The sequence below is a fragment of the Rothia koreensis genome, from assembly GCF_004136575.1.
GTDB classification, from domain to species: Bacteria; Actinomycetota; Actinomycetes; order Actinomycetales; family Micrococcaceae; genus Rothia; species Rothia koreensis.
On the sequence record NZ_NOIQ01000004.1, the window covers coordinates 1 to 17,690 of the forward strand.

Here is a 17,690-nt window from a genome sequence, read left to right on the forward strand (position 1 = left end):
CCAACAGGCCACCATCACGGAGGTGACAGCACCACGCCTGCCAGGCAATGTTGAAACCAACAAGAATTCAAAAAACTTGGTACAACATTCAAACAAAGCACACTATTGAGTTCTCAAACAACAAACCTGTACTAGGAACTTTCACCTGATATGATGTCCGCTCCCGCGGTTGCCTGAACAAGTTTACCGACTGTCCTCCGGCGAGTCAACTTGACGTTTCCGCCTTGTTCACTCTTCCTGCCACCTCTTCGAGCTGATTGCTCTTCAGAGCGACAATCCACCAGCTTAGCTGGTCGTTCCTGACGACGCAACTCGTTGATCCTGAGATCTTGGTGGAGGTTTGTCGCCACTCCCCGGTCGTGACCAGGTCGCCGTGGCAACTCGCATTACTTTACAGACGCCCACGGGACCCCGCAACTCGGGAAGCCGTGGGCTGCGTCACTCCTGCTGGAGCGGCCCGGCAGGGCACAGGTCAGTCCCCGCCGACGCTTCGGCGAAGGCGCGAAACCTCGTAGAGCGCGATGCCTGCAGCGAGGGAAGCATTGAGGGATTCCATCGCGGAATCGATGGGGATGGAGACGACCTGGTCGCACTTCTCCGCCGTGAGACGTGAAAGCCCCTTGCCCTCGGATCCCACGACCACGCACAAGGGTTCCGTCGCCAACTCGAGGTCGGGCAACTCCACGTCGCCGTCGCCGTCGAGCCCGACCACGAAGACTCCCTGGTCCTTGAGCTGGCCGATCGTCCGGTTGAGGTTGGTTGCCTTGGCCACCGGAACACGTGAGACCGCACCCGCGCTTGTCTTCCACGCGGAAGCAGTCACGCCGGCGGCCCGACGCTCAGGCACAATCACCGCATGACCCGAGAACGCGGACACGCTCCTGATGATCGCGCCAAGGTTCCTGGGATCTGTGATTCCGTCCAGCGCGACGAAGAGCGGCGGCTGGGCCATCTCCCCGGCGTGCCACTTCTCCAAGATCGTCGAGGTCAGGTCGCCGGCGTCGGGATATTTGTACGGCGGAATCTGCAGGGCAAGCCCCTGGTGGACTGCGCCTTCCGTCAGACGGTCGATCTCGCTCCTCGTGATCTCCAGGGCAGGGATGTCCCGATGCGCCACGGTCGCAAGAATTTCCTTGACCCGATCGTCCTGTTCGATATTGGCCATCACATAGATGTGCTTCGCAGGAATGTCCGTACGCAAAGCTTCCAGTACAGCGTTGCGGCCCGTCACGAGCTCTTCGCTGGTCCGCTTTCCGCCCAGTCGCTGCTGGCGCGACTGCGCGCCACGCTGCTGATTCCGGGCGGCGGCCTTCTTGGTCTTGTAGGCCTTGTGGTACGGCCGGTCCTCGGCCTTCGGGGTGGGGCCCTTGCCCTCCAGGGACCTACGGCCGTGGCCGCCCGTCCCCTTGAGCGGGGCACGCTTCTTCTTCCGGATGGCTCCGGGGCGATTGTTGTCAGCCATGGTTTGCCTTTCTGTACTCGGTCCGGTCTCAGACCGACCAAGTCGAGCCGTCGCCGGAATCTTTCACAGTGATTCCGGCTGCGGTGAGTTCGTCACGGATTTGGTCGGCGCGCGCCCAGTCCTTCGCGGCGCGCGCATCGGCCCGTTGGGCCAGGAGGGTTCTGATCAGGGAATCGAGCGCGGATCGCTCCGCGCCGGATCCATTTCGGGGCCCGAGATCCATCAAAGATGTCAGCCCCAAGACGTCCGTCATTGCCCTGACCGCATGTGCTTCGAGCTCGACGTCGTCGGTCTTCCCCGCCGACAGCGCCGAATTTCCCGCCTTCACGCGATCGTGCAGGACCGCGAGGGCCTGCGGGATGTTGAGGTCGTCGTCCATGGCCTGGCCGAAGGCCTCCGGCACCTCCCCGCCCGGGGCGCCTCCCCCGGAGTTCGCCAGGAAGGACTCGACGCGTTCCACCGCGACCCGCGCTTCGTCGAGGGACGTCGGACGGTAATCGAGCACGGACCTGTAGTGAGCCTGACCAAGGTAGTACCTCACAACAAGGGGACGTGCGGTCTCGAGCATCTCCTCCGGCGAAACGGTATTGCCGATGGACTTGGACATCTTGTCGCCCTCGTAGGTCACAAGACCGTTGTGCAACCAGTAATTCGCAAAGCCGAAGCCGGCCGCGGTGGATTGGGCGAGTTCGTTCTCGTGGTGCGGGAACCGCAGATCAAGCCCCCCACCATGGATGTCGAAACGCTCACCCAGGTATTTCCCCGCCATGGCCGAGCACTCCAGGTGCCACCCCGGACGACCCCGTCCCCACGGGGAATCCCACGACGCCGTCTGCGGCTCTCCCTCTTTGTGCCCCTTCCACAACGCGAAGTCACGCGGGTCCCGTTTGCCTCGGGGATCGGCGTCGGGCGCAGCCTGCATGTCGTCAATGTTCTGCCGGGTCAGTGACCCGTACGGGCCCCAAGACCTCACGTCGAAATAGACGTCTCCGGAATCGTCCAGGGCCGGGTAGGCGTGCCCCCTGTCGATCAACCGCTGGATGAGTCCGAACATCTCGGTGATATGGCCAGTCGCCCGAGGCTCATACGTCGGGGCGTTGATGCCCAAAGTGTCATAGGCCGAGGAGAAAATGCGTTCGAACCGATAGGCCAGGGCCCACCATTCCTCCTCGGGGTAATTTCCGCAGTACCCCTGCTCGAAACTGGCCGCAGAATTGGCCAAGATCTTGTCATCGATATCGGTCACGTTGCGGACGGTGGTGACCTTGTAGCCGCGATAGCGCAACCAGTTGCTGAGCTGGTCGAAAACGAGAGCAGACCTGATGTGCCCGATGTGCGGCATCCCCTGGACGGTCGCTCCGCAGTAATAGAGGCGGGCTTCCCCGGGATTCACCGGTTCGAAATCTCGGACAGTGGCAGTATCTGTACTGTAAAAACGCAAGCTCACGGGGCAATTCTAGCGGCGATGTCCAGCGACGACGTCCAACCGCCGGGCCCCACATTCCGTGGCGCACGGTCCTGTTCCCTCGGACAGTTCGACAGCCCGGTCGGCGGCCCCGCGCACGAAGGACACCTCAAACAACAAAAGCGCGTCCCTCCCGGACGGAGGAACGCGCGATCGTCGTCTTCAATGACGCCGCGGCCCAGGCGGTCCCGGCGAGCCGGGCGCCCGGTGGACGAATTCAGTGCTCCAGGATCTTGTCGAGCTCCGTCTCCGCGGCTTCCTCGTCAATGTCTCTCGCGAGTGCCACCTCGGACGAGAGAATCTGCCGTGCCTTGGACAGCATGCGCTTCTCCCCCGCGGAAAGACCTTTGACCTGTTCGCGCCGCCAGAGATCGCGGACGACCTCGGCGACCTTGAGGACGTCCCCCGAAGCCAACTTCTCCGAGTTCGCTTTGAACCTGCGGGACCAGTTGCTGGCCTCTTCGACATCCTCGGCCTGGAGTACGTTGATGACCTCCTGGAGGCCGTTCTCATCAACGACGTCCCTCACGCCCACCATGTCGACGTTGTCCGCCGGAACCTCAATCGTCAGATCCCCCTGGGCGACCTGGAGCTTGAGATACATTTTTTCTTCGCCCTTGACCATGCGAGTCTTGATCTCTTCGATCGTCGCAGCGCCGTGGTGAGGGTAAACGACGGTTTCGCCAACCTCAAAAAGCATATGGATGAACCCCTTTCAGCCTACCCAGTTTACCACGGCCCATTTACACCAGGGGCCGATGAGTTTCCTACAATGAAGCGCAGGAAAACATGAGGTATTCGCCACCCGTTGTGGATCGCTCGGAGCGAGAATTCGGGGATACGGGACCCGTGCACCGGCCTGCCGGAGATCGGGACGATCGCCACGGGAGCCGTTGCAGACGAAGCGTCCACAAAACACGCTAAACTGACCAGGGAATGAGTCCGCGACGCTTCAGACAAGGGCGCCGCTCGATCCTCGCATCACCACACAAGGAGTGAGACGTGAAGTCTTTCGGTCGCCAGAACGTCAAGCGCGCTGGAGCAACCGCAGCCATCGCAGTCGCGGTTCTGTCCGCCACCGCCGGTTGCGGCTACATTCACGAACAGCCCACCACGATCCACTACGCGGCTTCGGACGGCGTCCACGCGAACGTGGCCGATGCCGAATTCCGCAACCTGATGGTGATCGCCAAGGACAAGAACTCCGCCGGGCGGTTGCTGGGTACGATCATCAATTCCTCGGACAAGGAAATGAACGTCACCATCGACACCGGTGACGCCACGGCCTCCGTCAAGGTTCCGGCCGACGGCAAGGTCCAGCTCGAGAAGCAGGAGACTCTCCTCAAGCCCGTGGGCAAGGTCCCGGGCGAAACCCTGGAAGACACCAAGCTCTCCGTCGGGCCCCAGAGCACCACGTCCAATGTTCCCGTGCTCGACGGAACCCTGGACGAATACCAGCAGTACATGCCCAACCTGGCGGACACTCAGCCCTCGAACGGTTCCTCGCCCAGCTAGGCTTTCTCGAGTTCCGACTCCTGCGGCCCCGAGAACCGGGCTCACTTCCGCGGATGCGAGCCAGGCGACTGAGACACATGCGCGAAGGCTCCCTGCCGAATCATCGGCAGGGAGCCTTCGTGCATTTCGGCCAAGGGTCCGGCCTAGGGCTCGAATTTGTAGCCGAGCCCGCGGACCGTCACCAAGTACCTCGGGTGCGAGGGGTCCGGCTCGATCTTGGACCGGAGTCGTTTGATATGGACGTCCAGTGTTTTGGTGTCCCCCACATAGTCGCTTCCCCACACGCGGTCGATCAGCTGCCCTCGGGTCAGCACGCGCCCCGCATTCCTCAGCAACATTTCGAGCAGTTCGAACTCCTTGAGCGGCATGGACTTCTGCGATCCGTTGACGCTCACCACGTGGCGCTCTATGTCCATCCGGACCGGGCCGCCTTCAACGGTCGACGTCACGAGCTCCTCGGTCTCCGTCTGCCGTCTCAGCACGGCACGCACGCGGGCCACGAGTTCTCGGGACGAATACGGTTTCGTCACATAGTCGTCCGCGCCGAGCTCCAGGCCGAGTACCTTGTCGATCTCCGTGTCCTTCGCGGTCAGCATGATGATCGGGACATTGGATCGTTGCCGCAACTGTTTGCAGACCTCTGTTCCTGACTGCCCCGGAAGCATCAGGTCCAGCAGAACGAGGTCCGCGCCGGCTCGATCGAACTCCGCAACCGCATCCAGACCGTTGTCGATCACCGTGACCTCGAACCCTTCACGTCCCAACAAGAACGCCAGCGGCTCGCTGAGAGCCTCCTCGTCCTCGATTACCAAGAGTCGAGTCATGCTTGAGTATCCTCCTCGTCACGACCGGATCCAGCCGGTCTGCTCTTCTCCGCGGACCCCGCGGGGGCGTCGTCCACCGCCGTGATGGAGACGGGTTCCTGGTCCCGAATCGGCGCCGGTTCCGATTCGCTGTCCCGAAGGTCTTTTTCGGTGGCTTCGTCCAATTCGGGAAGGCTCACCGTGAAAGTGGATCCTTGCCCCGGCGTCGACCACAAGGAAATCTCGCCACCGTGCTGTGCCATCACGTGCTTCACGATGGACAGCCCAAGCCCGGTCCCACCGGTCTGGCGGGAACGCGCGGCGTCGACGCGATAGAACCGCTCAAAGATCCGGTCCTGCTCGTCATTCGGAATCCCGGGCCCCTGGTCCTTGACCGAGACCAGCGCTGTGCCCTTCTTGGATTTGATTCCGACGCCGATCCTGGTGTTCTCCGGCGAATACCGGATCGCGTTGTCGATCAGGTTGCGCAGCGCAGTCATCAGCAATTCCGGGTCCCCGTGGACCGGACGTGTGGCCGCGCCGCCGACACGGATCGATATGTTCTTGTTCTCAGCGGCCAGCTTGTTGCGGTCCGCTGCCTCATGCACCAGCTGGTTGAGGTCGATGATCGTCCCCTTCTGGACGATGTCGGTTCCCTGCAGCCTCGAGAGTTCGATGATGTCGTGCACGAGGGCGGTCAGACGAGCCGACTCCTTGTGGAGCCGCCGGGTGAAGTGCCGCACCGCTTCCGGATCCTCCGACGAGCCTTCGATCGCTTCGGCCAGCAGGCGGACCGCCCCCACCGGAGTCTTCAGTTCGTGAGAAACATTGGCGACGAAATCCGTACGAATGGCCTGAGCCCGCGTGATCTCGGTCCGGTCGTCGGCCAGCATGAGGATGTATTCGTCGGCCACGGGGGCAATGCGCACATTGAGCACGAGAACGCCGCGCCCCATCGGCCCGCGGGATATTTCCACGGTCTTCTCGACGATGACGCCGTCCCGACGAACCTGTCTGATCAGGTCCAACAGTTCCGACTGCGCCACGCTGTGGCCTCTGACGAGTCCGTAGGCATATGAACCCTGGGATGCCCGCACGACCCCGTCGACGGCGTCGACCAGAACGTACGCCTGCCCGACGACGGCCAGCACCTGGGCCGCGCCGTCGTTGATGGTGGGCTCGTCCACAACGGCCCATTCGGCGCGCTGACGATCGCTCCTGCGCAGGGCGAAGTGACTCACCACGCCGAGCGCCAAACCGATCAGACCCCACATGAAGGCCATAGCCACAGAACTCACCCTTACAGCTTAGGCACATACGGGCCGCCGACACCGTTCGGAGCATGGTTCACATCGATGGATTCAACTAAGGTTCACCCAAGGCCGGCACTGCGTTTACGCGAGATGGCCAGACTCGACAGGTAGATACGCGTTGTCAGGAAAGGACCGTTTCATCGTGCGCAAAGTTTTTCAGGCCGAGCTCCAGCAGGTGGGCGACGACCTCGTCGAGATCGCGAATCTCGTTGAAACGGCCTTCGACCGCGCGTCGGAGTCCTTGCTGAACGCGGACATTCAGGAGGCCGAGCAGGTCATTTCCGACGACGCCCGCATCGACTTCCTCCAGAACCAGCTCGACGAGCGTTCGATCGACCTCCTGGCGCTGCAAGGTCCCGTCGCATCCGACCTGCGCATGATCGTGGGCGCGCTCCGCATGAGTGCTTCCCTCGAGCGCGCAGGCGACCTCGCACGTCACCTCGCTCAGGTCACCCGGTTGCGGTACCCGGAGACTTCAGTTCCCGAGGACCTCGTACCGACCTTCCAAGAAATCATCGATCACGACAAAGCGATCATCAACAACGTCATCCACCTGCTCGAGACGCGGGAACTGGCCTACGCGGACGAGATCTATGCGGCCAAGGGTCGAATCAACGTGCTCCACGAGTCCGTTTTCGCTCACATCGCCGAAGCGGACTGGGGGTCCGATGCCCAGACGACCATCGATATGACGCTCGTTTCCCGTTACATGGAGCGTTTCGGCGACCACGGCGTCTCCGTGGCCCGAAAGGTCACGTACCTCGTGACCGGCGAATGGGACTCCGCCCCGACGGCGAGCCACTCGTAACCCAGACCATGTGCCCGGACCGCGTGGGCCGGGCCAGGTCCCGTTCAACGCAGAACGCGCCACGACGCACACCAGCCGCCCGACCATGGGATTGATCGGGCGGCTGGTGTGCGTCGTGGGATACGGGCTACTTCTTGCCCTGGTTCGCAACGGCCTGGATCGCGTCCGCAGCCGCGTCCGGGTCCAGGTACTCACCGGGCTTGACCGGCTTGTAATTCTCATCCAGCTCGTAATAGAGCGGAATTCCGGTCGGGATGTTCAGGCCGGAGATGTCCTCATCCGCGATACCGTCCAGGTGCTTGACCAGGGCCCGCAGGGAATTTCCGTGTGCGGCGACCAAAACCGTCTTGCCCGTTGCAAGATCCGGCTTGACCCCCTCGTGCCAGTAAGGAAGCATCCGCTCGAGAACATCCTTGAGGCACTCCGTCCGGGGAGCATCTTCGACGTCCGCATACCGCGGATCATGGGCCTGGGAGAATTCGGAGTCATCGTCCAGGGACGGCGGCGGAACATCGTAGGAACGACGCCACTGCATGAACTGTTCCTCGCCGTACTTGTCCCGAACCTCGGCCTTGTCCTTGCCCTGAAGGTCGCCGTAGTGACGCTCGTTGAGACGCCAGTTCCGCTTGACCGGGATCCACAGCCTGTCGGCCTCGTCCAACGCGAGGTTCGCTGTGTTCATGGCACGACGCAACAAGGACGTGTGCACGACGTCCGGAAGGATGCCGCGCTCCTTGAGCAGTGCACCACCACGGACGGCCTCCTCCCGCCCTTGGTCGGACAGGGGCACATCGACCCAACCGGTGAACAGATTTTCTTTGTTCCATTCGCTCTGCCCGTGACGCAGCAGAACAAGTTTGTACGTTTCAGCCATGTCCCCCATTGTTCCACTTTCCGGGACCTCATCGGGAGGAAATCCACAGGAAATAAAAGCGCCCCGGGCGAACCCGGGGCACTGTCCGTTGTGCGTTCGTCATCGCGCAGGCCGGTGAAGGCGCCGCGGAAGGAGCTATTTCCTGGTGCGGACCGCCGGACGGACATCGGCCAGGAACACCCCCACCGCCGACGCGGCGATCAATTGCAGGAACAGGCTCGAAGAACCGCCGCGCAGGGCGCCGAGCATGGATATCACCGCGGCAAGCAGGCAGGCTCCCGTGACGAGTACCCAGAACTTCTTCGTGCGTTTGAAGGAGTACTGGTAGGCGTGGTCGCTCGCCCCGAGCGCTGAGACGAAGGCCCACAGCGCGAGCAGGAAGAGGATCAGCCCGAGCGCAAGATCGATGATTCGTTCCAGGGCCATCGTGATGGTCAAGATCTCCATGCGTTCACCCTATCGCTTCTCGACGTGGTCCAAAGCCTGACTCAGATCCGACCAGAGATCCTCGACGTCCTCAATGCCCACCGACAGTCGCAGAAGCGCCTCGCTGACGCTCGGGGCCTCGTTCGAGTGTCGGCGACGTCGCTCGACCAGCGATTCCACGCCGCCCAACGAGGTCGCCGGCGTCCAGAGCCGCAAGGCCTCGACGACCCGCTGTGTCGTCTCGGCGTCGGCATTCAGGGTCGCCGACAGCACCGAGCCGAAATTGCTCATCTGTGCCTTGGCCCGATCGTGTCCGCGGTCCTCCGGCAAGCCGGGGTACCTGACTTCGGCGACGGCCGGATGATCGCGCAGTCGTTCCGCGAGAACCTGCGCGGATGCCGACGACTGCCGGATACGCAAGGACAGGGTTCGCAGTCCGCGCAACGCCAACCACGCCTCGACGGGTCCGGCGATCGCTCCTCCCAGCGAGCGCTGGGCCAGAGTCGCTTCCCTGAGCGCGGGGTCACGAGTCACAACGGCCCCCATGACGACGTCGGAATGTCCGGCCAGATACTTGGTTGCCGAGTGAACCACGAAGTCCGCACCCCATTCCAGGGGACGCTGCACCAGCGGGGTCGCGAAGGTGTTGTCGACGGCCGTTCGAATTCCCAGGCCACGGGCGGCCGCCAGGAGGGTCGGAAGGTCCGCGACCTCCAGCATGGGGTTGGTCGGGCTTTCGAGCCAGAACAGAACGTACGGCGCCTCGGCACCAGGGGCCGGTTCGGGGAGGGAACGCGCCTGCTCGGTCAGAACCTCGATCACGCGATCCGTGTCTTCGATGGCCACCTCGACCAGTGTGCAGACACCACGCCGTTCCATCTGACGAACCAAGGACATCGACCCCAAGTAGGTGTGCTCCGGCATGACGATGACCGACCCCACGGGGACCTGGCCCACGACGCCGGCGACGGCGCCCATGCCCGAACCGAAGAGCAGAGCCGGCAACTCGGACCCCTCGAGGGACGAGAGAACCTGTTCCAGGTCCTCCCACGTCGGGTTCGTAAACCGACCGTAGGCGCGGTCCTCCGGCAGAATGGGGCCAGCGCCGTGGAACGTCGAAGAGAGAACGATCGGCGAATTCACCGGGGCGTCATGTTCCCTCTCCGGTCGCCCCGCCGAGACGACCAAGGTCTCGCGCGACCACGGCGAATCGGCGTCCGTGCCCTGATGTTCGGCGCGCGCTTCTTCCGCGACGATCTCGTCGGGCTCGTGCCCCTTGCGTCCGTGGATATCCGAGGAATTCTGCTGCATAGTCCACAGATTACCCGTCCGCCCACGGCAAACCGGGGTGCGCGCCCATGGACCGCCCCTGATTTCGATAGGCTACGAGGGTGACTTCAGAGCTCCACTATTCACCGCCCGAAGTGACTTCCCGGCGCCCCGGAACCTTCATCGTGTTCGAAGGCGGGGACGGTACCGGGAAGTCGACTCAGGCGCGGATTCTCGAGGACCGGATCCGCCAACGGCTGGACCGCGAGGTCGTCCTGACCCGAGAGCCCGGAGGAACGGATATCGGAGAGAAGATCCGTTCCCTCGTGCTCGAGACGGGCAACGGAGTGATCGACGCCCGCACCGAAGCATTGTTGTATGCCGCTTCCCGCGCCGCCCACGCGCATCAGCTCATCGCACCGGCCCTCGAACGCGGAGCCGTGGTCGTGTGCGACCGATACATCGACTCTTCGGCCGCCTACCAGGGCGGCGGACGGGGGCTGGGCGAGGACGCCGTCACGAACCTTTCCCTGTGGGCCACGGAGAATCTCGTCCCGGATCTGACGGTCTTCCTGTCCGTCGACGGTGCACATGCACGCAACCGCGTGGCCTCTCGAGGCGCACTGGATCGACTCGAGACGGAGCCCGACTCGTTCCATGCCCGCGTGCGGGAATCGTTCCAGGGTCTGGCTAGGAGCCCTGGATCGAAGAAAACAGTGATCGATGGTTCCGGTTCCGTCGACGAGGTCGCGGACAGGGTGTGGGACAGCGTCCTGCCGACCCTGATGGCGGGTGAGACACCATGAGCGTCTGGGACCAGTTGGTCGGCCAGGAACAGGCCGTCGTCCAGCTCCGCAAGGCGGCGGCGTCGGAATTGCCTCCGCACGCCTGGTTGTTCACGGGACCTCCAGGATCAGGGCGGTCAACGGCCGCACGCGCCCTGGCTGCGGCGCTGCTCTGCGAGAAACCGGACCCGGCGGAGAGGGGGTGCGGGGAGTGCAAATCGTGCCGTACGGCCATGTCCGGAGCGCACGCGGACGTCACCAATTTCGCGACCGAGAATGTCCAGATCAAGATCGAAGAGGCGCGCGACCTCGTGGTCAAGGCCCAGGACCGCCCCGCCGTGGGCCGGTGGCGGGTCATGATCGTCGAGGACGCCGATCGCATGCCCGAACGCACGTCCAACGTCTTGCTGAAAGCGATCGAAGAACCTCCTCCGCACACGATCTGGTTGCTCTGCGCGCCGAGCCCGGTCGACGTCCTGGTGACCATTCGGTCACGGTGTCGCGCCATCACTCTGAAAGTCCCCACGGCCGAGGAAGTCGCGGAGCTTCTTGGGCGCAGGGACGGAGTCGATCCGGAGACCGCGGAGCAGGCTGCACGCCTGGCACAGGGACACATCGGAATTGCTCGTCGGCTCGCGCTGTACCCCGAGGCGAAAGCCCGCCGCGAGGACGTGGTGCGGCTCCCCCTGGGCCTGGGTGGGATCAGCTCGGCCGTGGCCGCCGCGGATCGCCTCATCTCCACGGCGGAGGCCGAGGCAACCGCCGATGCCGAGGAACGCAACGACCAGGAAAAAGCAGACCTGCTCGTGACTCTCGGCGCGCCCGAGTCCGGCCGGGTGCCGCCGACCATCAAGGCCGCCGTACGTCGCCTCGAGGAGGACCAGAAGCGGCGTGCCAAACGGATTCAGGTCGACACCCTCGACCGCTTCCTCATCGACCTCTCGACCTTCTACAGGGACGTGCTGACACTCCAGCTGAAAACGGGCTCACGTCTGGTCAATCACCATTTGGAACGGGAGCTGTCCGACTACGCGCTCAATTCCAGCGCGGAACGGACCCTGGAGCAGATCGACACGATCAATCTCACGCGCAGAAGGATCTCGACCAATGTCAGCCCGCGCCTGGCATTCGAGGCCATGGCCGCCAGTCTGATACTCCGCCACTGACCGCCGAGGGGCGCGGGTCAGTTCCGGAAACCGTGGACCGGGGACGGGATGTGACCCGCCCTGCGGACGAAGATCTCCGAGGACCCTTCGTGCGCGGGCATGACGGGCGCCCGTCCCAAGATCCCGCCGAACTCGACGACGTCGCCCACCCCGAGACCGACCGCGGGGATCACACGCACGGCGGTCGTCTTGTGGTTCATGACGCCGATGGCCGCTTCGTCGGCGATCATGGCCGAGAGCGTGGACGCCGGGGTGTCTCCAGGAACGGCGACCATGTCGAGCCCCACGGAGCAGATGGCTGTCATCGCCTCGAGCTTGTCCAGGGTGATGGCCCCCGAAGCCGCGGCCTCGATCATGCCGATGTCTTCCGATATCGGGATGAAGGACCCGGACAACCCACCGACGCGAGAGCATGCCATGAGGCCTCCCTTTTTCATGGCGTCGTTGAGCAGGGCCAACGCCGCCGTGGTCCCGTGGGTTCCCACCACCTCGAGGCCGAGCTCCTCGAGAACCCGCGCCACGGAGTCGCCGACCTCGGCCGTGGGCGCGAGGGAAAGATCCACGATCCCGAAGGAGACCCCGAGCCTCTCTGCCGCGAGGTTCCCGACGAGTTGCCCCACGCGCGTGATCTTGAAAGCGGCCTTCTTGATGACCTCGGCGCTGACATTCAAGGGCGCCCCGGGAGCCTTTTCCAGGGCACGCTTGACGACGCCGGGACCTGAGACACCGACGCTGACCACGCAGTCCGTCTCCTGAACGCCGTGGAAAGCCCCCGCCATGAAGGGATTGTCCGAGACGGCATTGGCGAAAACGACGAGCTTGGAGCAACCGAAACCGTGGGCTTCACCCGTCAGATCCGCCGTCTCGCGGATCACCTCTCCCATGTCCCGCACGGCATCCATGTTGATGCCGGCGCGTGACGAGCCGATGTCCACCGAAGAGCAGACCACGTCGGTTTCCGCGAGCGCCCGAGGAATCGAGGACATGAGAATGCGATCGGCTTCGGTCTGCCCCTTGTCGACCAGCGCCGAGAATCCGCCGATGAAATCGACGCCGACCGCGCGCGCGGCCCGGTCGAGTGTGCGGGCGTATTCGAGGTAGTCGGAATCGCCCGATGCGCCGGCCACGATCGAGATCGGGGTGACCGCGATGCGCTTGTTGATGATCGGGATCCCGAGTTCGGCCTCGATCCCTTCGGCGACCCCGACCAGGTTCTTCGCGCGCTGGGTGATTTTGTCGTATATCTTGGCCCGCGCCCTGGCCCCGTCTGCATCGATGCAGTCGAGCAGCGAGATGCCCATGGTCACCGTGCGGATGTCGAGTTTGTCTTCCTCGATCATCTGGATGGTTTCGAGGATATTGGCGTTGGTATCGATCATGGCGGGACGTCCTAGAGGGTGTGCATGGCTTCGAAGATGGCCTCGGACTGGATCCGGATCTCGACCTGCGCCGCCTGACCGATGGGTTCCATCGCCGCCTGGATGTCTTCGATGGTCTGCTTCGACTCGTCGAATTCACCCTGCATGATCATGGTGAAGTAGCCCTCCATGAGGGTTTGGGAGACATTGAGGATGTTGACGTGAAGATCGGCCAGACCGGTGGAGACGGCGGCGATGATGCCTTCGTGGTCCAGGCCCGTCACGGTGAGGATGACTTTCATGGTGCTCTTTCGGGAGTGATGGCTGACGGTTCGCGTCTATTGGGTGTTCTGCTGCTTCAGCCGCCGGCGTTTTTCGCGTTTGAGCCGGCGTTTTCGCGCGGTCAGACTCCCGGGAGGTTCGGCGTCCTCCCCGGGTTCGGGACCGTAGGTCTTCCTCAGCGAATACCGACCGTCCTCGTGGACGAGTTGCTCCGACCAGCGCAGATCATTCGGTTTGCCCCTGGAGTCGAAGGCCACGCCGATCCAACGCGATCTCGGGTCCGAATCGATGAACATCGCCTTGAAGAACAGCGTCAGCGGGACGGCGAGGATCGCGCCCAGCGGGCCGACGATCGCCGACCAGAAGATCAGCGAGACGAAGGTGACGGTCGTGTTGAGGCCGACGGCGTCCCCGGTGACTTTCGGCTGGATCACCGACTGGGCGACGAAGTTGATCACGGAGTACAGCACCACGACCCAGATGGCCGTGGCCGGTCCGCCGGCGAGCAGTCCGAGCAGGGCCGGCGGGATCAGGCCGATGACGAACCCGATGTTGGGGATGTAGTTCGTGACGAACGAGAACACGCCCCAGGTGAAGGCCAGCGGGACCCCCAGAATCATCAGGGCTATCGTGTCCAGAACGGCCACGATCGCGCCGAAGACGGTATTGACGACCCAGTACTTCGAGGTCCTGTGGCTGAAGTCCGCGTAGGCCTGGCCGAGACCCGGCTTGGCGCTTGCGATTTCGGAGCGACGTCCGGGGATGATCGTGGCGTCGATGAAGAGGAAAGCCATCACCATCACCAGCACGAACAGCTGCGACCCCGCGGATGACAGTCCGCTCAGGATTGTAGTCGCTGCGCTGAGGATTCGGCTCGGCTGAAGGTATTCGAGCAGAGAATCCCCGACGTCCGTCTCGCTGAGACCGTAGTCGCTCAGCAAGTGGCGCGTCTGCTGGTAGAGGGTCGCGAATTTTCCGCTGTAATTCGGAAGGGTCTCGACGAGCTGGAGGACCGACACGACCATGGACCCGATAATGGCGAGCAATATCGCATAGAGGAACAGCGCCACCAGAACCGTCGCGAGCCACCGGGGAACCTTGCGGTCGGCCAGCCACAATCGCATCGGTCGAACCGCGACGACGAGCGAATAGGCCAGGAACATGGGCCCGAAGATCTCCGAGATGAACTTGAGCCCGCCCATGAAGACCACGAGGGCCGCCAGGGCGACGAGAGCGACGACGCCGAGCGGCAGGTCGGGGCCACGGCGAGGAGCTCGTTCCTGCTCCTGCAACGGCATGTTCGCATCCGTTTCTGTCGCTCGGGTTGATGCGGCGACGGGTCGGTTCATGGGTTGGGTGTTCTCCCTGCGTGGACGATCGGGGTCAGGTCCGGACGGCCGTGTACACCTGGCCGTTTCCGGACAGGGTCAGGACGTCCCGCGACCCGATGTGCAGTGCCGATTCCGTGCCGCGCAGGTCAATTCGTTCGCCGGCACCGGCCACCTCGACGTCGCCTTCGACGCACAGGATAGCCGAGAGCCCATCACAGGTGTACTCGACGGGAGTGTCCGGCGACACGGCCACGTGGTCCACGTGCATGTGTGAGTCCCAGAGGCCGTAGCGGGCCACGCCGGGCTGCTGCTCCGCGGGGAGCACCAGGTCCGGGGCGGGCTGGTCGGCGACGACCACGGAGAGCAGTTCCTTGATGTCGATGTGCTTGGGCGTCAGCCCGGCCCGCATCACGTTGTCGGACGGATTCATGATCTCGATCGCGGTGCCCTGGAGGTACGCGTGGACCTGCCCGTGCGGTGTGTGGGCCGACTCCCCGGGTTTCAGAAAGAGCTGATTCATGGCCACGGCCACCAGGGTCCCCCGGTCACCGGGGTAGGCATCGTGGAGCAACAGGATGAGGTCGGCGACGGCGTCGAGGTCGAAGCCCTCACGGTCGCGACGGTAGGCGGCGTCGTCCTCGTCGAAGGGATGAGCCAGGCTCCAGTCCATGGCCGCGTTCACCGTCGCATCCAATGCCAGGGCCGAGCTCGTCTCGTCCTTGGCGAAGATGGCCTTGATGATCTCCGCGGCGTCGTAATCCGCCAGTTCGGCCAGCCACGTGAGGTTGAGTTCCTTGGCGATCCGCTTGAGTTCGGCCGCTGGCCGGATCCCGGTGAGGAGACGCACCGGCGAGTACGCGATGACGGTCTCCGGTTTGGAACGGTCGTCCTTGTAATTGCGTTCATTCGCGCCGAGCGCGATGCCCGCCCGGTTCTCCTTCTCAAATCCTTCGACGGCCTGTTGCTCGGAAGGATGGACTTGGAGGGACAGGGGCGAATCGATGGCCAGAATCTTGAACAGGAACGGGAATCCGGAGGTGCCTTCCGGCAGGACCGTCTCCGGGTCCTCGTCGACCCAGTCGGCCAGGGACTTCGTTCCTCCGGCCGTGAGCACCGAGGACGGCGCCTTGGCATGCGCCCCGACCCACAGCTCGGCTTCCGGTTCGGAAGCGGGCTTGTTCTCGCCGCGAAGTCGGGCGAGCGTATCCCGCGTTCCCCACGCATAATTCTGGACTGGATTTACCATTTTGAGCAGCTGACCCATACCCATCATCCAACCACAACCGGTTCCCGCAACGCAGTCGCACCCCAAGGCTATGATGGCTGTCACCCCGGCGATTCCGAGGGTTTTCGGAGGGCGCCCACGTAGAATTGTGCGGGTGAGCATTAACCTACAAGAGTCGTTCAAGGCCTACGACGTCCGCGGGATCGTGGGCCAGTCCATCACACGGGAAAGCGTGCGTGCCACGGGTGCCGCCTTCGTCGATGTTCTTGACCTCTCGGGAAAGACCGTTCTGGTCGGCGGCGACATGAGGCCCTCATCCCCCGAATTCATGGACGAGTTCGCGGACGGGGCCACGGCCCGAGGAGCCGACGTCGTGAAGATCGGCCTGATCTCGACCGACGAACTCTACTTCGCGTGCGGTGTCCTCGACGCCCCCGGTGTCACTTTCACCGCGTCGCACAACCCCGCCGAGTACAACGGCATGAAGATGGCCAAGGCAGGGGCCGTCCCGATCTCCTCCGAGACCGGACTGTTCGATATCCGCGATGCCGCCCAGCGCTATCTCGAGAGCGGCCTCGTCGCCCTGGAGACCACCGGGAGCGTTTCGGAACGGGACATTCTCGTCGATTACGCCCAGTACCTGCGCAACCTCGTGGACCTGTCGTCCATCCGCCCGCTGAAGGTCGTCGTCGACGCCGGCAACGGCATGGCGGGAATGACGACGCCTGCCGTTCTCGGCGACGCCGTCCTGCCCGCGCTGCCGCTGGACGTCAGCCCGCTGTACTTCGATCTGGACGGCACCTTCCCGAACCATCCGGCGAATCCGCTGGAACCGGCAAATCTGCGCGATCTGCAGGCCGCCGTCGTCGAACAGGGAGCGGACCTCGGCCTGGCCTTCGACGGTGACGCCGACCGGTGTTTCGTGGTCGACGAAAAGGGGGACCCCGTCACTCCGTCCGCGATCGCTGCCTTGGTGGCCGAGAGGGAAATTGCCCGTGCCCAGGCCGACGGCACCGAAGAGCCTGTGGTCATCCACAATCTGATTACGTCCAAGGCCGTGCCCGAGCTCGTCGAGTCCCTGGGCGGCCGGGCCGTGAGAACGCGGGTGGGGCATTCCTTCATCAAGGGCGTCATGGCTCGCGAGAACGGCGTGTTCGGTGGCGAGCATTCGGCCCACTACTACTTCAAGGACTTCTTCAACGCCGACACCGGGATGCTCGCCGCCATGCACGTGCTGGCGGCCTTGGGGACGCAGGAACGTCCGCTGTCCGGGCTGGCCGAGAAGTATGCGCCGTACGTCGCATCCGGCGAAATCAACTCGGAGATCGAGGACAAGGCGGCCGCGGTCACGCGCGTTCGTGAAGCCTTGGCCGACGAGCCCATCGATGTCGACGACATGGACGGGACGACGTTCACCCATCGCACCGACGGCTGGTGGTTCAACCTGCGCCCCTCGAACACCGAACCGTTCCTGCGGCTCAATGTCGAGGGCCCTGACCCGGCAACCATGGAACGCGTTCGCGACGAGGTCCTGGGGCTGATCCGGCAGTAATTGCGGCACGGCCAGAAGGCCGACGGGGTCCGGACGGCGCGGTTGCCCGGATGGCG

17 protein-coding genes are annotated in these 17,690 nt (G+C 63.8%); 5 read left to right on the forward strand and 12 right to left on the reverse strand.

The window, feature by feature from the left end; genetic code table 11:
- Nucleotides 1-472: 472 nt before the first annotated feature.
- The 3 genes from rlmB to EWU68_RS05480 all read right to left on the reverse strand — a co-directional run bounded on the left by rlmB (nt 473) and on the right by EWU68_RS05480 (nt 3,627).
- A complete protein-coding gene (gene rlmB / locus EWU68_RS05470) occupies nt 473-1,462 on the reverse strand; it encodes a 23S rRNA (guanosine(2251)-2'-O)-methyltransferase RlmB (protein ID WP_129315114.1) in 990 nt (329 codons plus the stop codon).
- A 28-nt stretch (nt 1,463-1,490) separates the two neighbouring features.
- Nucleotides 1,491-2,909: a cysteine--tRNA ligase gene (cysS, locus tag EWU68_RS05475; protein WP_129315115.1), complete on the reverse strand. Its 1,419-nt coding sequence runs from the start codon at nt 2,907-2,909 to the stop codon at nt 1,491-1,493.
- Nucleotides 2,910-3,144: 235 nt separating this feature from the next.
- Nucleotides 3,145-3,627 carry a CarD family transcriptional regulator gene (locus tag EWU68_RS05480; RefSeq protein WP_129315116.1) on the reverse strand — a complete coding sequence of 161 codons (483 nt, stop codon included), beginning with the start codon at nt 3,625-3,627 and terminating at the stop codon, nt 3,145-3,147.
- A 302-nt stretch (nt 3,628-3,929) separates the two neighbouring features.
- On the opposite strand from EWU68_RS05480, the gene EWU68_RS05485 reads away from it, so the two are divergent.
- Complete coding sequence (locus EWU68_RS05485) at nt 3,930-4,442, forward strand: hypothetical protein (protein WP_129315117.1); 513 nt, start codon at nt 3,930-3,932, stop codon at nt 4,440-4,442.
- A gap of 143 nt (nt 4,443-4,585) precedes the next feature.
- Here EWU68_RS05485 and EWU68_RS05490 read toward each other — a convergent pair whose 3' ends face one another.
- Together EWU68_RS05490 and EWU68_RS05495 are read right to left on the reverse strand one after the other, a co-directional pair.
- Complete coding sequence (locus EWU68_RS05490; protein ID WP_129315118.1) at nt 4,586-5,266, reverse strand: response regulator transcription factor; 681 nt, start codon at nt 5,264-5,266, stop codon at nt 4,586-4,588.
- A complete protein-coding gene (locus tag EWU68_RS05495; protein WP_129315119.1) occupies nt 5,263-6,543 on the reverse strand; it encodes a sensor histidine kinase in 1,281 nt (426 codons plus the stop codon). The genes EWU68_RS05490 and EWU68_RS05495 overlap by 4 nt, the downstream gene beginning before the upstream one ends.
- A 157-nt stretch (nt 6,544-6,700) precedes the next feature.
- Here EWU68_RS05495 and phoU point away from each other — a divergent pair, with 157 nt between their 5' ends.
- On the forward strand, nt 6,701-7,366 hold the full coding sequence (gene phoU, locus EWU68_RS05500) for a phosphate signaling complex protein PhoU (RefSeq protein WP_129315120.1): 666 nt from the start codon (nt 6,701-6,703) through the stop codon (nt 7,364-7,366).
- A gap of 127 nt (nt 7,367-7,493) precedes the next feature.
- Here phoU and EWU68_RS05505 read toward each other — a convergent pair whose 3' ends face one another.
- The 3 genes from EWU68_RS05505 to EWU68_RS05515 form a co-directional block, all read right to left on the reverse strand.
- Entirely contained in the window at nt 7,494-8,240 is a 747-nt protein-coding gene (locus EWU68_RS05505; RefSeq protein WP_420852874.1) for a phosphoglyceromutase, read from the reverse strand.
- A gap of 135 nt (nt 8,241-8,375) precedes the next feature.
- A complete protein-coding gene (locus EWU68_RS05510) occupies nt 8,376-8,687 on the reverse strand; it encodes a DUF2516 family protein (protein WP_238692338.1) in 312 nt (103 codons plus the stop codon).
- A gap of 9 nt (nt 8,688-8,696) precedes the next feature.
- Nucleotides 8,697-9,977, reverse strand: a complete 1,281-nt coding sequence (locus tag EWU68_RS05515) for a trans-sulfuration enzyme family protein (RefSeq protein WP_129315122.1) — start codon at nt 9,975-9,977, stop codon at nt 8,697-8,699.
- 80 nt (nt 9,978-10,057) lie between these two features.
- Here EWU68_RS05515 and tmk point away from each other — a divergent pair, with 80 nt between their 5' ends.
- Both tmk and EWU68_RS05525 read left to right on the forward strand, forming a co-directional pair.
- A complete protein-coding gene (gene tmk, locus EWU68_RS05520) occupies nt 10,058-10,741 on the forward strand; it encodes a dTMP kinase (protein WP_238692339.1) in 684 nt (227 codons plus the stop codon).
- Nucleotides 10,738-11,886 (forward strand): DNA polymerase III subunit delta', encoded by a 1,149-nt coding sequence (locus EWU68_RS05525; RefSeq protein ID WP_129315123.1) that lies wholly within the window; start codon nt 10,738-10,740, stop codon nt 11,884-11,886. Before tmk ends, EWU68_RS05525 begins: the two co-directional genes overlap by 4 nt.
- 17 nt (nt 11,887-11,903) lie before the next feature.
- Here the strand turns inward: EWU68_RS05525 and EWU68_RS05530 are convergent, their stop codons facing one another.
- From EWU68_RS05530 to manA, 4 genes are read right to left on the reverse strand one after another with little or no spacing between them, the layout of a single operon-like run.
- Complete coding sequence (locus tag EWU68_RS05530) at nt 11,904-13,265, reverse strand: PFL family protein (RefSeq protein WP_129315124.1); 1,362 nt, start codon at nt 13,263-13,265, stop codon at nt 11,904-11,906.
- An 11-nt stretch (nt 13,266-13,276) separates the two neighbouring features.
- The gene (locus EWU68_RS05535; protein WP_129315125.1) at nt 13,277-13,546 is read right to left on the reverse strand and encodes an ACT domain-containing protein; all 270 of its coding nucleotides are present in this window, start codon (nt 13,544-13,546) and stop codon (nt 13,277-13,279) included.
- A 36-nt stretch (nt 13,547-13,582) separates the two neighbouring features.
- A complete protein-coding gene (locus EWU68_RS05540; protein WP_129315126.1) occupies nt 13,583-14,875 on the reverse strand; it encodes an AI-2E family transporter in 1,293 nt (430 codons plus the stop codon).
- 34 nt (nt 14,876-14,909) lie between these two features.
- Nucleotides 14,910-16,103: a mannose-6-phosphate isomerase, class I gene (gene manA / locus EWU68_RS05545; protein WP_162421380.1), complete on the reverse strand. Its 1,194-nt coding sequence runs from the start codon at nt 16,101-16,103 to the stop codon at nt 14,910-14,912.
- A gap of 133 nt (nt 16,104-16,236) precedes the next feature.
- Between manA and EWU68_RS05550 the strand changes: the two genes are divergently transcribed.
- Nucleotides 16,237-17,634, forward strand: a complete 1,398-nt coding sequence (locus EWU68_RS05550; protein ID WP_238692340.1) for a phosphomannomutase/phosphoglucomutase — start codon at nt 16,237-16,239, stop codon at nt 17,632-17,634.
- Nucleotides 17,635-17,690: the final 56 nt, after the last annotated feature.